The sequence below is a fragment of the Longimicrobium sp. genome, from assembly GCA_036389135.1.
Classification (GTDB): domain Bacteria; phylum Gemmatimonadota; class Gemmatimonadetes; order Longimicrobiales; family Longimicrobiaceae; genus Longimicrobium.
The window spans coordinates 118,312-132,556 of record DASVQP010000070.1 but is presented as its reverse complement, the minus strand read 5'-3'; the positions used below and the strand labels follow the sequence as shown (position 1 = coordinate 132,556).

Here is a 14,245-nt window from a genome sequence, read left to right as displayed (position 1 = left end):
AACTGCCGTTCGCCGATCCATGCCCTCAGTGACGACCCTTCTCGACGACATTCCGCCGGGCGCGTACGTGCCAGCGGCGCGCCCGCATGCCGCGGCCGAGCCTTCCGCGCCGCCGCCGGGGGATGCGGCGGGGGCGGTGGAGCACGTGCTGGTCTCCGCGGGCGCGGCGAGGGCGCGGATGGCGTGGGGGCGCGCCGACACCCTCGCACGCGAGGCCGCCGAGCTCGCGCGCAGGCTGCGGCTGCCGGCGCTGCTGGGGACGGCGCTGAACGAGTCGGCGGCGGCGCGCATCCACGCGGGGCTGCTGGACGACGCGGAGACCGCCGCCCGCAACGCGCTCGCCGGCGACGCGGCGGAGCACGGGCGCGCGGAGGTGAACCTGGGGATCGTGGCCGCCCTTCGCGGCGACACGGACGAGGCGCTGGCCCGCTTCGCTGCCGCTGAGGCCGCGGCGCACGGCGACGAGTGGACGCTGCTGCTGGTGCAGGCGAACCGCGCGGTCGCGCAGGTGGCGCGGAACGAGCTGGCGGCGGCGCAGGAATCGGCGGAGGCGGCGCTGAAGACCGGGCGGCGGGCGCGCGACGACCATCGCGCCGCGCTGGGCGGGCTCGCGCTGGCCTGCGTGCACCACGCGCGCGGGGTGCGCAACGAAGCACGCACGCGCCTGGCCGAGGCGGTGCGCGCCTTCACGCGCGCCGGCGACCGGCTGCGCATGGTGCAGTGCCACTACATGCTGGGGGAGATCGCGTACGAGGCGGAGGACCCCATCCGCGCCGGATCGCACTACCGGGACGGGCTTGCGGTGGCCCGCGAGGCCGGCGCCGCCGAGCTGGTGGAGCTGCTCAGCCTGCGCTTCGAGCACCGCTGAGGCGGGGCGCGCGGCGCCGGGCAGCCAGGCGGGCGTAAACGTACCCGTTCACCGCCAGCACCAGCACGCCCAGCACCATCTGCGTGCCGCGCGTAAGTCCCTGCGGGTAGAGGATGTGGAGGATGTAGCGGTCCACGAAGCCGACCCGGTACGCATCGCCCCCGCCCAGCAGCCGCAGGTGGTTCTCCAGGTAGGTCAGCGGGCAGATCCACCCGCCGAACTCGATGGCGGCACCCCACACCGCGGCCGGGACGTGCGCCCACGCCAGCTTCGGCCTGCGCAGCACGAGCACCCCGCCCAGCGCCACGAAGAGCACGAAGGCGAGGTGCCCCAGGACGACGGCATCCGCGAGGGCGCGGTAGATGGCGGGAGAGATCATCGCATCGACGGGCAGAGGGTTCCGCTCCGTGTACACCGCTGCCCGCGATCTGAGCCGGTTGGGCTCACGCTCTCGATGTTCTCAGTCCGTCCGCCCCCGAGTTCCGCCCCGCCATCGCGTGGTCCACGCTGTAGCTCCCGCCGCCGCGCGCGGAGAAGTAGAGGAAGATGAAGCAGAAGAGGACCGCCGGCTCGCCCCCATTCAGGATGGGGAACGGGCTGTTCGGCGCGTGGGCCTATAAGTACGCCACCGCCATCTGGCCGGCCAGGATGAAGGCCACGGGGCGCGTAATGAGCCCCAGCACCATCAGCATCCCGCCAAAGAACTCCAGCACCCCCGCCACACCCATCTGCGAGAGCAGCTCGACCGTGCCCGGAGGCGCATCGGGCGCCTTGAGCCAGCCGAACAGCTCCTGCGCTCCGTGCTGCAAGAACATCAGCCCCGCCACGACGCGCAGCAGCGCGAGCGTCAGTTCCTCGAAGCGGTGCATGAAAAGGGTCGCATCGGGACCTCCCGTTCGTGTGGATCGCCGGAAAGCCCGCCCCCCGCCGCAACCTGCACGCCAGCTACACGTCGAACGCAAAGGTCCGCCGCATGGCGAGCGCCGTGACGGCGTCCGGCGTGAGGCGGAAGAGCGCGTCGCGGAGGCGCACCGCGGCCGGGCGCTCCCACTGCGCCACCTGCCCGTACTGAAGTGACTGCCGAACGATCCCCGCCACGCGTCGGAAGCGGCGCCGCTCGAAGTCGCGCAGGGCGTGCGGGATCTCAGGATTGCGCACGAGGGCGTCGGCGAGCACCGCGCCGTCCTCGATCGCCATGCACCCGCCCTGCCCCATGTTGGGCGTCGTGGGGTGCGCCGCGTCGCCCAGCAGCGTCACCCGCCCGCGGCTCCACCCGCGCACCGGCGTACGGTCGTAGCTGTCGTTCTTGAGGATGGCCTCCGCGGGCGTCGCCTCCAGCAGCTGCGGGATCGGCGCGTGCCATCCGCCAAAGAGGCGGAGGAGCTTCGCCTTCGCGCCCGCGTCGCCATCGTCCGTCCCCTCCGGCTCGTTGGCCGTCGCCCACCACGCCACGCGCCCCTCGCCGATCGGCACGATCCCGAAGCGCAGCCCGGCTCCCAGCGATTCAGTCAGCTCTCCGGCGCCGGGGAAGGCGCCTTCGGCCACGCCGCGCCAGACCGGGTAGCCGCGGTACACCGGCTCGCCGTCGCCCAGCAGCCGGCGGCGCACGGCGGAGCGCAGCCCGTCCGCGCCCACCAGCGCCGCGCCCTCCACCTCGCCGAGGCCGGCGAAGCGCACCCGCACGTGGTCGCCCTCGTCGGTGAAGTCCTCCGCGGTCGCGCCGGTGGTCACCGCCCACGGGGGGAGCGCATCGGCGAGGGCGGAGTGGAGTGCGGCGCGGTGGATCAGCACGCTGGGCGCATCCTGCCCGCCGAACCTCATTCGCAGCAGCACGCGCCCATTCCGAGAGCGGATGGCGCCGTGCTGGAAGACGAAGCCGCGCCGCACCACGTCGTTCAGCACCCCCCAGCGGCGGAGCTGCCGCGTGGCGTTGGGCCACAGGCTGATGCCGGCGCCCACCTCGCGCAGCTCGGGCGCCCTCTCGAACACCTGCGCCTCGAACCCGGCCCTCCGCAACGCGATCGCCGCCGACAGCCCCCCGATCCCGCCGCCCGCGATGATGATGGGTCTCGTCTCGTCGGTCATGCCCACCAATCTATCCCGTCTCATGAAGCGGCGGCGTAGGGAAAGCTCTGCGCCCCGTGTCGGGCACCGGCTGAAACTGCGCTTCACACAGAGACACAGAGGAAACAGCAAGAACAACCGAAGCTTTTCCTCTGCGTCTTTCCGTTTCCCTCTGCGTCTCTGTGTGAAATGCAGTTCCCATCTATGGCCGCAAGTTGAACCTCACGTAGTAGAACGCCCCGTTGAATCCGAACGGCGAGACCCCGTTGTACGGAAAGATCCCCGCATTGGAGTTGTCCTGCGCCCCAGTGGCCCGCTCGGCGTCTGTGCGCTGGAAGTTCTCCTCGGGGTACACGTCGAACAGGTTGTTGGCGCCCACCGCCAGCGTAAGGCCGTTGCGGAAGCGGTACGACACGTCCAGGTCGGTGATCCACTCCGCGTCGAACGTCTGGTCCAGCGTGCGCAGCGCGGCGGCGCCCGTCGCCGTGTCCGGGTCGATGGCTCCGAAGACGGAGACCTCGCCGAAGCGGCGGTTGTTGAAGTTTACGCCGAGCCGGTCGCGCGTGTAGTTCAGGCTCAGGTTGACGCTGTTGCGCGGCTGGCCGTACTCGATGCGCCCGCGCTCCACCCGCCCAAAGAGCGTCTCCTCGAAGCCCGCCAGCGCCGCGGGCGTCTTCACCACCTTTGTGAGCACCTCCGTCTCGGTAAAGTTGGCGCCCGCCACCACGCGCAGCTGGTTGATGCGCCCGAAGCGATACGCGTACTGCCCCACCACGTCGATGCCGCGCGTGCGCGTGTCGATGGCGTTGGTGAAGAAGCGCCCGCCCGTTACCCCCGCGAAGCCGGCGTCGCGGAAGAGCTGCTGCACGCGCGCGCCCGTGAAGTTCTCGGAGAAGACGATGCGGTCGTCGATGTCGATCTGGTACGCATCCACCGTAACCGACAGGTCGCGGCTGGGCGTGACGGCAAGGCCCAGGCTGTAGTTGACCGACTCCTCCGGCCGCAGCGGCTCCGCGCCCAGCACCTTTGCCTCGCCGCTCTCCACCGGGAAGGTGCGGATGTCAAAGGGCACGCCGCCGATGAAGTTGGTGGCCGTGCTGGAGAAGTACTGCTGCTGCAGCGAGGGAGCACGGAAGCCCGTGCCCACCGACCCGCGGATGGCGAACCCTTCCACCGGCTCGACCCGCGCCGCCACGCGCCCGTCCAGCGTGGAGCCGAAGTCGGTGAAGTTCTCCGCGCGCGCCGCGAACGTCACCAGCAGCGCCTGAACGGGCGTCACCTCCACGTCCACGTATCCCGCCACGCTGCTGCGCGAGACGTCCTTGGCGTCCGACGGGCGGAAGCCGGGGAACACCTGCGCGCCCACCGCCGCGATGGAGCCGGCGCTGGGCCCGTCCAGCACCCGCACCCCGCCGTTCACGTACGAGGCCGTGTCGCCCGCCTCGATCCCGTAGCCGTCGCGCCGGTACTCCGCGCCGAAGGCCACGCTCACCGGCTCCGGAAAGCTCCCCGCCGCGAAGCTCCTCACCAGGTCCAGGTTGGCGGTCATCTGGTTGAAGTTGAGCACTCCCGCGTGGAACGAGGTGGGGCTCGCGGTGCCCATCGACACGTTGTTGGAGTTCTCCACCCCGTAGTCGAACGAGTTGCTCCCGTACACCCCGCTCAGGTCGTAGCGGAAGCCCGCCACCGTCCCCCGCACCCCCGCCGCGGCGGATGCGTCCAGGATGTCCGAGGTGATCATCGGAAGGAAGCCGTCGGGGTGGATCGCCCGCACCGTGCGCACGTCGTTGGCGCGGCGAAAGAAGCCCGCCGCCTCCCCCTCGCGCCGCGTCACGCCGCCGAACGCGTACAGCTCGGCCGTGCCCGCGCGGATCGGCACCACGCCGTTCAGGAAGGCGCCGTAGTCGCGCGTGTCGGCGTCGCCCTGGCGATGGTTGAGGCGGTTGACGGTGGCCTCGCGGGGGTCTCCGGCGAAGTACTGCGGGCGCAGGTCCTCGCGGCTGCGGTTGGTGAAGCCACGGTCGCGGAACTCGGCGCCCAGCATCAGCGACCCTCCGGCGACCTCCAACCCCGCGTTGCCGCCCACCTGCACAACCTGCCCGTCGCCCTCGGTGGTGCGGCCCACGCTGGACATCAGCTCGCGCTCGGCGCCGCTCTTGAGGACGATGTTGATCACCCCCGCGATGGCGTCCGAGCCGTACTGCGCCGCCGCGCCCTCGCGCAGGATCTCGATGCGCTCGATGACGCTTGCCGGGATGGCGTTCAGGTCCACCGAGGTGCTGCCGCGCCCCACGGTGCCGTTGACGTTCACCAGCGCCGTGGCGTGGCGCCGCTTTCCGTTCACCAGCACCAGCGCCTGATCCGGCGCCAAGCCGCGCAGCGTGGCGGGGCGGATGTGGTCCGTGCCGTCCGCGATGGTGGCGCGCGGGAAGTTGACGCTGGGCGCGAGCCGCTGGATGATCTGGCTCGTCTCGGTGAGCCCCGTCGCCTCGATGTCGGCGGCGGTCACCACGTCCACCGGCACCGGCGTCTCCGTCGCCACGCGGTCCGGCCGCCGCGTGCCGACCGCGACGATCCCCTCCAGCGCCGTCGCGGCGGTGGCGAGTCGCACGTCGCGCGTGGCCGTCTCCCCCGCCGCGATCGTCACCGGCACGCGCGCGGTGGCGTAGCCCACGCGGCTCACCACGAGCTGGTACGACCCGGAGGCGAGCAGGAGCCGGTACGTCCCCTCGGCGCGCGTCACCGTCCCCGCCTGCGCGCCCGCGACGCGCACGGCCACTCCGCCGAGCGGAGCGCCGCTGGCCGAGTCGGTCACCGTTCCGGCGACGGTGCCCCGCTGGGCGTGGGCCGCGCCGGCCGTGGCCATGGCGCAGGCAATGGCGGAAAGGGTCATGCGCACGATGCGCGCGGATGTGGAGGATGTCACGGCGGTATCCCGGGTAGCAAGCGGTGCGATGGGTGGAAGTCCACTCCTCGCAGTGTAGGGCGCCGCCCGCGCGCGCGCAAAGGTTTTCTGCACCTCGCGCCCCAAAATGCGCGGGGTTTCCGGACGCACGAAAGCCCCTCCCCCGCGCCGGCGGAGGAGGGGCCCTGTTTCTCGCGATCCGCGGTCAGCGGCCGGAGCTGAGGCGGTTGTGGCGGATGTCGCTGCGCCCGGCGGCCACCCCGGTCCCCACGCTCACGCCGAAGGCGAGCGCCGTGCCGAAGCCCACGATCGGGACGATGGCAGTCACCAGCATCCCCACGACCAGCGCCGCGATCCCCGCGACGACGGGCACCCCGCTGCCATGGACCTTGTCCACGAAGCGCAGGCGGTTGCGGACGAAGCGGCGGGACTGCGTGTATCCGAAGATGGCGGCCGCGGATGCGGCGACCAGCGCGATGAGTCCGAACATGGAGGTTCTCCGGTTTGCGGGGCGTGCGGGTGTGTTCCCGGAAATGGGGTACGCACCACCCGCGCCGCGGGTTTCACCGTTGCCCCACAACGGGGTCCGGTGCCATTTTCCGAGCGAAGCGCCGCCCGGTGCATCACCCGGTACGCCCCCGCTCCCCTGACCTGCCATGACCACGCAACGCAGCCGGTCCCTTGCCGCCGCCCTGGCGCTGCTCTCCGCGGCGTGCGGCGGCGAAGCGGGGGGGAAGAAGAACGACGCGCAAGCTCTCGGCCAGCCCGCCGAGCTCCCGTCGCCCGCGCCGGAGGGGAGCACGGCGCCCAACCTGGTCACCGATGCCGAAGGCCGTGTTTATCTCTCGTGGACGGAGCCGCGGCCGGACTCCGCGCATGCCCTGCGCTTCGCCGTGCTGGAGAGCGGTCGGTGGTCCGCGCCGCGCACCGTGGCCGAGGGGCGCGGGTGGTTCGTCAACTGGGCGGACTTCCCCTCGCTCCTCCCGCTGAAGGGCGGCGCGATGGCCGCGCACTGGCTGCAGCGGAGCGGAAAGGAGAAGTACGCCTACGAGGTGCGCGTGGCCCGCTCCGCCGATGGCGGCCAGAGCTGGGGCCCCTCCGTCGTCCCGCATCGTGACGGGACGCCCACGGAGCACGGCTTCGTCTCGATGTGGGCCGCGCAGGGCGACTCGGTGGGCGTGGCGTGGCTGGATGGCCGCAAGTACGCCGGCCGCGAGGAGGGCGACGCCGCCGCCGAAATGGCGATCATGACCACACGCATCGGCGCGGATGGCGGGGCCGCGCCCGAGAGCCCGCTGGACGAGCGCACCTGCGACTGCTGCCAGACCGCCATGGCCGTCACCAGCGACGGCCCGCTGGTGGCGTACCGCGACCGCACCACCGACGAGATCCGCGACATCTACTTCACGCGCCTGGCCGGCGGTCGCTGGACGGCGCCCCGCCCCGTGCACCCGGACGGCTGGAAGATCCCCGCCTGTCCCGTGAACGGCCCCGCCCTCTCCGCCGATGGGCGCCGCGTCGCCATCGCCTGGTTCACCGCCGCCCGCGACACGCCGCGCGTGCACGTCGCCTTCTCCGAGGACGCGGGCGCCAACTGGAGTGCCCCCCTGCGCGTGGACGGCGGCACCCCCGCCGGCCACGCGGACGTCAAGCTCGTGGACGGCGGCGCCCTCGTGAGCTGGATCGAGCGCTCCGCGGCCGGCCCCGCCGAGGTGCGCGTGCGGCGCGTGGCCCGCGACGGCGCGCTGGGCGAGCCGCGAACGCTGGGCGGCGTGCCGGAGCGCTCGGTGCCGCGCATGGCAGTCGGCGGCAACTCCGTCGTCTTCGCCTGGACGGCGCCCGGCAAGCCGTCGCGCGTGCAGACCGCGCGCATGGAGCTGGGGCGGTGAGGGCCCTCACCCCCGCTCGTTCCTCGCTGCCCCCTCTCCCGATAACAGGAGAGGGCTGCGCCCTCACGTTATCGGGAGAGGGGGCGGAACCGCTGCGGCCCTGTCGTTCGCCGTTCCGCGCTTCTCGTTTCGCTGCCGTCGTCGTCGCCACGCTCCTCGCCCTCGCCGCCTGCGACGTCCCGCGCGGCGGGCCCCCGGCGGTGGGGAAGCCGGCGCCGGAGTTCGAGTCCGTGGCGCTGGAGGGGGGGAAGCCGGTGTCGCTCAGCGAATTGCGCGGGAAGCCGGTGCTGCTGAACGTGTGGGCCACCTGGTGCCACCCCTGCCGCGAGGAGATCCCCGCGCTCCAAAAGATCCACCAGGCGCGCCCGGGGCTGGCGGTGATCGGCGTCAGTGTCGACGATCCGGGGCAGGAGGAGGAGATCCGCGCCTTTCTGCGCGGCTTCGGCGCGCGCTACGCCATCTGGCTGGACCCGGAACAGCGCGTCTCGTCCACCTTTGCCACTGTCGGCGTTCCGACCACCTTTCTCATCGGAGCGGACGGCACCATCCTGTGGAAGCACGTCGGCCCCGTGCGCGCCGACGATCCCGCGCTCAACCGCGCGCTGGACAGGGAGCTCGGCGGCTGATGCGCATCATCGAAGACGCCGAGGGCCGCAGCTGGGACGTGATGGTGGGGCGCGGGTCGTGGGGGTCGCTCGTCCTCCTCTTCTCGCTGCGCGGCGACACCGAGAACCGCACCGCCGACATCGCCTCTGAGACCGTCCGCCAGGCCGAGCAGGAACTCTCCGCCCTCTCCGACGACGAGGTGCGCGCGCGCCTCGCGGACTCGAAGCCCTGGGAGTAGCCGTTCTACATCCCCGGCTCGTTCTCCGGCGCGGGAAAGGCGATGAGGGCCACGGCGAGCACCAGGAGGCCGGGGAGCGACCACACCAGCGCGTTGCCGATGAAGTACGAGACCACGGCCAGCATCCCCGCGCTCTCGCCCAGCGCCCATCCGATGATGCTGAAGGTGCACCGCTGGGAACGCGTGGAGAGCGCCTCCATCCTGCTGCGGAAGAAGAAGATCGGAACGAGCATGGCCACCGCGAACACCGCCGCGATGTACCCGATCTGGATGGGCGGCTCGGGCGGAGGCTGGCGCACCTGCGTGCTCACCACCGCGAACACCGCCACGCCCATCGCCATGGCGGCGCGGATGATCTGCATCGTGACCGCGGGCGGGCCGTGGATGCTCCCGGAGGAGTCGAAATCGCCCATGGAAATGCCGTGGCGGGAGGGGTTGCGCCGGGTGGATGGCGCGGGCGGGGGGTCGCAATACATGCCAGGTGCCCCTGAGTATAACCGAGAAATCCAGCCCCGCGTAGGTTTCGATTGATACCCGGGAGTGCTTCGATCAGCCGCACTCTCGTTTACCCGATTAGGCGCCCCGTGCGGGCGCGCTGCCGATCGCCTTCGTGGGTGGATCGTGACGCGCTCGATGTCCGGGCGGGATGGTCCGGCGGGGGGCGCGGGGGTAGCTTGGCGGTACGGCGGCCGCTGTGGAGCCTGCCGGGAGACCCAAGCCACTTGAAGTCCGCATGAAGCTCAAAAGAATCGCATCGCTGGCCGCCGCCGGGTGGCTGGCCACCGTGCCCGCCGCGGCGCAGCAGCAGCCCGCCGCCCCCGCGCGCCGCCCGACGCTGGTGGTGCTCATCACCGTTGACCAGCTCCGCCCCGATTACTTCACGCGCTGGCCGGGACAGCTCACCGGCGGGCTGGCGCGTCTGTACGACGGGGGCGCCGTCTTCACCCGGGCGTACCAGGACCACGCCGTCACCGAGACGGCGCCGGGGCACGCAAGCACGCTTTCGGGGCGCTTCCCGCGGAGCACCGGGATCGTGCAGAACGTGGCCGGCGTGGGCGACCCGCAGGCGCCGCTCCTGGCCGGGAGCACCATGGCGGGCGCGTCGCCCTTTCGCTTCCGCGGGAGCACGCTGACCGACTGGCTGCGCTTCAAAGACCCACGCACGCGCGCCCTCTCGGTGTCGCGGAAGGACCGCGGGGCGATCCTTCCGCTGGGACGCGCGCAGCAGCAGGTCTACTGGTGGGGCTACAACGGCGCCTTCACCACCAGCACCTGGTACGCAGACACGCTTCCCACCTGGGTGCGGCGCTACAACGCATCTCGGCCGGTGCAGCGGTTTGCGGGTAAGGCGTGGACGCCGCTCCTCCCCGCATCGTCGTACACGGAGCGGGACAGCGTTCCCGCGGAGAACGGCGGGCGCGACTACACCTTTCCGCACGTCCTTTCCGCGAATCCGGACACGGCGGGGCGCACCATCGTCGAGTTTCCCTGGATGGATGATCTCACGATGGAGCTGGCGCTGGCCGGCCTGCGCGAGCTGAAGCTGGGGCAGGGGCCGCAGACCGACGTCTTCGCGGTGTCGTTCTCCACGACGGACGCGGTGGGGCATCGCTACGGCCCGGACTCGCGCGAGATCCACGACCAGGTGGTGCGGCTGGACCGGATGCTGGGGGTGTTCCTCGACTCGCTGTACGCCGGCCGCGATCCGGCGAGCGTGGTGATCGCGCTGACCGCGGACCACGGCGTGGCGTCCATCCCCAAGGTGCGCCACCCCGCCGACGCCACGCGCTACCACGCGAACCTCGGCGCCTTCACCCGCTGGCTGGGCGCCGAGGCGCGGCGGATGGGTGTGGACAGCGCCGCCTTCCATTTCGACGACGGGATGGTGGCGTACGACCCCGACGCCTTCCTCCGCGCCGGGCGCGACCCGGCCGCGCTGCTCCCGGAGGCGATGACGCGCTTCGTGGCGTGGGCGCGCCGGCAGCCGGGGGTGATGCACGCCAGACTCGTGAAGGACCTCCCGCGCGACTCGGCAACCAACCCGGTGTCGCGCCGGTGGGTGCACATGCTTCCACCCGACCTTCCCGTGGCCGCCGTCGTCACGCTGCTGCCGGAGCACGTGTGGGGGATCGCGACGTTCGCGCAGCACGGCACGCCGCACGACTACGACGCGCACGTGCCGGTGATCTTTTACGGAGCCATGATCCGCCCCGGAAAGTACGATCGCTTCGCCCGCGTGGTGGACATCGCGCCGACGCTGGCGCGCATCGTGGGCGTGCGGCCGACGGAGGCGCTGGATGGGCGGGTGCTGGTGGAGGCGCTGAGGTAGGGGAATGGGGAATGGGGAATGGGGAATGGGGAATGGCCGGTGCGTGTGGGGCGGCGGTTGAAATAAATCCCCGGCTGGAACTACGGGAAGGCGGCTGAAGCCGGCTCGCGAAACGCGGCATTCGGAATCGCACCAATGCCGTACAGGGGCAGGCGTGCGGGCGCCATCCTCCACGCTTGCGCCATCTCCGCGCGCCGGCCTAGCTTCGGCGGGAGCGGCGGCCCATTCCCCATTCCCCAATCCCCATTCCCCATGAAGCCCCAGCGCCACGCAGCCATCCTGGAGCTGGTCCGCGACCGCCGCGTTTCGTCGCAGGAGGTCCTTCGCGACTTCCTGGCGGAGCGAGGCTTCGAGGTGGCGCAGGCCACCCTGTCGCGCGACATCCGCGAGCTGGGGCTGGTCAAGGTGCCCGACGAGAACGGCGGCTCCACCTACACCCTCCCGCCCGGCGTCACCGACCCCACCCCGACCCTCGCCCGCCTCCTCCCATCGCTCTACCTGGGATCGGACGGCGTGGGGAACCTCCTCGTGGTCAAGACGATGGTCGGCGGCGCGCAACCCATTGCGGTGGGGATCGACTGGGAGGAGTGGCCCGAGGTCCTCGGCACCGTCGCCGGCGACGACACCATCCTCGTCATACTCCGCGACGCCGCGCACCTCGACGCCATCGTACGCCGCATCGAAGAAATCGCCGGCGTCTAGCGGGAGAGCCGCGCACGCACACGAGCCCGCAGCGGTCACGGATCTCCGAGCCCGAGTCCGCGCAGGCGGACTTTGTGCTGTTGTTGCAGCGAGTTCACTCGCCCCCCTAACCAACACCGCCGTGAAGCCGTCCGCCGCCATCGCCGCACTCCTCCTGGCCGCCGCCCCCGCCGCGGCGCAGGAGCACGCGCATGCGCCGGACTCCGCGGCGGTGCGGCTCAGCGTGAGCGCGCAGGCGATTCCGCTGGTCACGCACACGGCGCCCGCGCTCAACGGCGAGTCGAGCACCGAGGCACAGGTGACGCAGCCGATGGTGATGGCGCACGCAACCGCGTGGGGCGGGCGGGCGGCGCTGGTGGCCAGCATCAACTTGGAGGCGCTGACCCTGGCGGACGGCGAACCCAACCCGGGGATCTGGGGCGAGGGGTTCATCGACCGCCGCCACCCGCACACTGTCCTGCACGAGGCGGTCGCGACGTTCTCTCCCCTGGGCGGTCCGCACGCGCGTGGCGAGCTGTCGGTGAGCGCGGGGCGGGGATTCGTTCCCTTTGGCAGCGACGACCCGATGGCGCGCCCCTTCGTCAAGTTTCCCGCCAACCACCACCTGGCGCAGGTGCTGGAGCGGCTGATGACGATAATGGCGGTGCGGCGCGGCCCGCTGGCGCTGGAGGGGGCGCTCTTCGCCGGGAACGAGCCCCTCGGCACGGGCGACCTGGGCGACCCCGGCCGCTTCGGCGACTCGTGGGCGCTGCGCGCCACACTGGCTCCGCGCCGCGGCTGGGAAGCATCCGGCGGCTATGCCCGGATCAACTCGCCGGAGGAGCCGCGCGGCGTGGGCCTCGATCACGACAAGGTCGCCGCCTCCCTCCGCTACGAGGCGGGCCGGGGGGCGGCGTCCCGCGACTACGCGCTGGTGGAGTGGGCGCGCACCGACCAGATGAACGGCTCCCTTCGCTCCTTTCGCCTCTCGTCCGTGCTGGCGGAGGGCGCGGTCCGGCGCCGCGGCATCGAAATGGCGCTGCGCCTGGAGCGGACCGAGCGCCCGGAAGAGGAGCGGCTGGCGGACCCCTTTCGCACGCCGTCGCCGCACGCCGACGTGTCGCTGCAGGGGATCACGCGCTGGACGATCGCAACGCTGCACCTGAGCCACGGGGCCGGCTCGCTCGCCGGCATCAGGATGCGCCCGTTCGTCGAAGCCGCGCGCCTGGCCGCCGAGCCGCTCCGCACCGCCAGCGTCTTCGTGCCGCGCGAGTTCTACGGCGCGGACCGCATGTGGACGGTGGCCGCCGGTGCCCGCATCGAGATCGGCGGCGCGCACCCCCGCATGGGCCGCTACGGCGCCGCGGCACGCGGACACTGAACGCACTCACGCGTCAACGCACTCACACACATTCCTTCATCCTCCTCATCCATGAAACGCACCGTCCTCCTCCTCGCCCTCGCCGCAATCGCTGCCGCGTGCGACAACAATCCGGCCGATCCGGATCCGGACCTGAAGCCCGATCCCAACTGCGCGCAGATCACCGCGCCCGCGGTGCTGGGGCTGGGGTGCGTGCCCGAGCGCTACACCGCCGAGGTCGCCGTCAACGGGCGCTGGGCGTACACCACCACCTGGGGGCAGCGTGGCCCGAACCGCACCCAGGGCGACGCCATCAAGGTGTGGGACGTGTCCGGCAACGTCCCCGCGCCGGCCGATTCGGTGATCGTGGACAATGCCCTCATCACCGGCGACGTCCAGGTCACCGACGACGGCAAGCTCCTGGTGGTCGCCACCGAGCGGCGCCCGGGCCGCATCATCGTCTTCGACCTGGCGAACCCGGCCCGTCCGCGTGAGCTCTCGCGCTTCACCTCCACCAACACCGACCCCGGCGTGCACACCGCCGAGATCGCGAGGGTGAACGGGAAGCTGTACGGCTTTCTCTCGGTCGATCCCGGGGCCAGCGCCCCGGCGCGCCTGGTGGTGGTGGACCTGAGCAACCCGGCCGCCCCTCGCGAAGTCCTTTCACGCGTGATGGGCGACCCCTTCATCCACGACGTCTTCGTGCGCGACGGCATCCTCTTTACCGCGCTGTGGAACGCCGGGATGACGATCTGGGACATCGGCGGCGGCGGGCGCGGCGGCTCGCCGGAGAACCCGGTGGAGCTGGGAAACGTGAGGACGGTGGGCGGCGCGGTGCACAACATCTGGTGGCTGCACACGGGCGGCTCCAAGCGCTTCGCCATCGTCGGCGAGGAGCAGGCGGGGATCATCGGCAGCACGTCCGCCGGCGACATCCACGTGGTGGACGTGAGCGACTTCACGAGGCCGCGCGAGGTGGCCTTCTACAACGTCCCCGGCGCCGGCACCCACAACTTCTCGGTCGACGAGGCGAGCGGCACGCTCTACGCCGCCTACTACAACGGTGGGGTGCGCGCCCTGAACGTCGCGGGCGACCTCTCCGCCTGCGACGCCTCCGCCCGCGCCGCAGACGGGCGCTGCGACCTGCGCAAGGCGGTGCGCGAGGTGGGCCGTGCGCTGGACGTCCCGACCGGCGGCCGCAACTTCTTCATCTGGGGCGTGCAGCACGTCGGCGCCCACGTCTATGCCTCCGACATGCTCAACGGCCTCTGGAAGCTGGACGCCGCCGCGATCCGGCGGTGAGAA

General features: G+C 71.9%; 14 protein-coding genes. 8 read left to right on the top strand and 6 right to left on the bottom strand.

Features of this window, described 5'->3' with window-relative positions; all coding sequences use genetic code 11:
* Nucleotides 1–19 precede the first annotated feature (19 nt).
* Entirely contained in the window at nucleotides 20–868 is an 849-nt protein-coding gene (locus tag VF584_17105) for a hypothetical protein (protein HEX8211898.1), read from the top strand.
* On the opposite strand, the gene VF584_17100 is transcribed toward VF584_17105, so the two are convergent.
* The 5 genes from VF584_17100 to VF584_17080 form a co-directional block, all read right to left on the bottom strand.
* Complete coding sequence (locus tag VF584_17100) at nucleotides 843–1,247, bottom strand: DUF2784 domain-containing protein (GenBank protein HEX8211897.1); 405 nt, start codon at nucleotides 1,245–1,247, stop codon at nucleotides 843–845. The two genes, VF584_17105 and VF584_17100, sit on opposite strands and share 26 nt — an antisense overlap.
* 235 nt (nucleotides 1,248–1,482) lie before the next feature.
* Nucleotides 1,483–1,737 carry a DoxX family protein gene (locus VF584_17095; protein HEX8211896.1) on the bottom strand — a complete coding sequence of 85 codons (255 nt, stop codon included), beginning with the start codon at nucleotides 1,735–1,737 and terminating at the stop codon, nucleotides 1,483–1,485.
* Between the two features lie 76 nt (nucleotides 1,738–1,813).
* Nucleotides 1,814–2,953: an FAD-dependent monooxygenase gene (locus VF584_17090; GenBank protein ID HEX8211895.1), complete on the bottom strand. Its 1,140-nt coding sequence runs from the start codon at nucleotides 2,951–2,953 to the stop codon at nucleotides 1,814–1,816.
* Between the two features lie 181 nt (nucleotides 2,954–3,134).
* Entirely contained in the window at nucleotides 3,135–5,858 is a 2,724-nt protein-coding gene (locus VF584_17085) for a TonB-dependent receptor (GenBank protein HEX8211894.1), read from the bottom strand.
* 184 nt (nucleotides 5,859–6,042) lie between these two features.
* Nucleotides 6,043–6,327, bottom strand: a complete 285-nt coding sequence (locus VF584_17080; GenBank protein HEX8211893.1) for a hypothetical protein — start codon at nucleotides 6,325–6,327, stop codon at nucleotides 6,043–6,045.
* Nucleotides 6,328–6,493: 166 nt separating this feature from the next.
* On the opposite strand from VF584_17080, the gene VF584_17075 reads away from it, so the two are divergent.
* The 3 genes from VF584_17075 to VF584_17065 all read left to right on the top strand — a co-directional run bounded on the left by VF584_17075 (nucleotide 6,494) and on the right by VF584_17065 (nucleotide 8,570).
* Nucleotides 6,494–7,726 (top strand): sialidase family protein, encoded by a 1,233-nt coding sequence (locus VF584_17075; protein HEX8211892.1) that lies wholly within the window; start codon nucleotides 6,494–6,496, stop codon nucleotides 7,724–7,726.
* A 200-nt stretch (nucleotides 7,727–7,926) separates the two neighbouring features.
* Nucleotides 7,927–8,352 carry a TlpA disulfide reductase family protein gene (locus VF584_17070; GenBank protein ID HEX8211891.1) on the top strand — a complete coding sequence of 142 codons (426 nt, stop codon included), beginning with the start codon at nucleotides 7,927–7,929 and terminating at the stop codon, nucleotides 8,350–8,352.
* Nucleotides 8,352–8,570 (top strand): hypothetical protein, encoded by a 219-nt coding sequence (locus VF584_17065; protein HEX8211890.1) that lies wholly within the window; start codon nucleotides 8,352–8,354, stop codon nucleotides 8,568–8,570. The genes VF584_17070 and VF584_17065 overlap by 1 nt, the downstream gene beginning before the upstream one ends.
* Nucleotides 8,571–8,575: 5 nt before the next feature.
* On the opposite strand, the gene VF584_17060 is transcribed toward VF584_17065, so the two are convergent.
* Nucleotides 8,576–8,983 (bottom strand): hypothetical protein, encoded by a 408-nt coding sequence (locus VF584_17060; protein HEX8211889.1) that lies wholly within the window; start codon nucleotides 8,981–8,983, stop codon nucleotides 8,576–8,578.
* A gap of 320 nt (nucleotides 8,984–9,303) precedes the next feature.
* On the opposite strand from VF584_17060, the gene VF584_17055 reads away from it, so the two are divergent.
* The 4 genes from VF584_17055 to VF584_17040 all read left to right on the top strand — a co-directional run bounded on the left by VF584_17055 (nucleotide 9,304) and on the right by VF584_17040 (nucleotide 14,242).
* Nucleotides 9,304–10,899 (top strand): alkaline phosphatase family protein, encoded by a 1,596-nt coding sequence (locus VF584_17055; GenBank protein HEX8211888.1) that lies wholly within the window; start codon nucleotides 9,304–9,306, stop codon nucleotides 10,897–10,899.
* A gap of 252 nt (nucleotides 10,900–11,151) precedes the next feature.
* Entirely contained in the window at nucleotides 11,152–11,601 is a 450-nt protein-coding gene (gene argR, locus VF584_17050) for an arginine repressor (protein ID HEX8211887.1), read from the top strand.
* A 121-nt stretch (nucleotides 11,602–11,722) separates the two neighbouring features.
* Nucleotides 11,723–12,961 carry a hypothetical protein gene (locus VF584_17045; GenBank protein ID HEX8211886.1) on the top strand — a complete coding sequence of 413 codons (1,239 nt, stop codon included), beginning with the start codon at nucleotides 11,723–11,725 and terminating at the stop codon, nucleotides 12,959–12,961.
* Nucleotides 12,962–13,012: 51 nt separating this feature from the next.
* Nucleotides 13,013–14,242, top strand: a complete 1,230-nt coding sequence (locus VF584_17040) for a hypothetical protein (protein HEX8211885.1) — start codon at nucleotides 13,013–13,015, stop codon at nucleotides 14,240–14,242.
* Nucleotides 14,243–14,245: the final 3 nt, after the last annotated feature.

Bases quoted from the DNA above. Each gene is read 5' to 3' on its own strand.
- VF584_17080 (HEX8211893.1), bottom strand. From the start codon at position 6,327: ATGTTCGGACTCATCGCGCTGGTCGCCGCATCCGCGGCCGCCATCTTC.
- VF584_17090 (HEX8211895.1), bottom strand. From the start codon at position 2,953: ATGACCGACGAGACGAGACCCATCATCATCGCGGGCGGCGGGATCGGG.
- VF584_17100 (HEX8211897.1), bottom strand. From the start codon at position 1,247: ATGATCTCTCCCGCCATCTACCGCGCCCTCGCGGATGCCGTCGTCCTG.
- VF584_17055 (HEX8211888.1), top strand. From the start codon at position 9,304: ATGAAGCTCAAAAGAATCGCATCGCTGGCCGCCGCCGGGTGGCTGGCC.
- VF584_17105 (HEX8211898.1), top strand. From the start codon at position 20: ATGCCCTCAGTGACGACCCTTCTCGACGACATTCCGCCGGGCGCGTAC.
- VF584_17095 (HEX8211896.1), bottom strand. From the start codon at position 1,737: ATGCACCGCTTCGAGGAACTGACGCTCGCGCTGCTGCGCGTCGTGGCG.
- VF584_17060 (HEX8211889.1), bottom strand. From the start codon at position 8,983: ATGGGCGATTTCGACTCCTCCGGGAGCATCCACGGCCCGCCCGCGGTC.
- VF584_17040 (HEX8211885.1), top strand. From the start codon at position 13,013: ATGAAACGCACCGTCCTCCTCCTCGCCCTCGCCGCAATCGCTGCCGCG.
- argR (HEX8211887.1), top strand. From the start codon at position 11,152: ATGAAGCCCCAGCGCCACGCAGCCATCCTGGAGCTGGTCCGCGACCGC.
- VF584_17065 (HEX8211890.1), top strand. From the start codon at position 8,352: ATGCGCATCATCGAAGACGCCGAGGGCCGCAGCTGGGACGTGATGGTG.
- VF584_17075 (HEX8211892.1), top strand. From the start codon at position 6,494: ATGACCACGCAACGCAGCCGGTCCCTTGCCGCCGCCCTGGCGCTGCTC.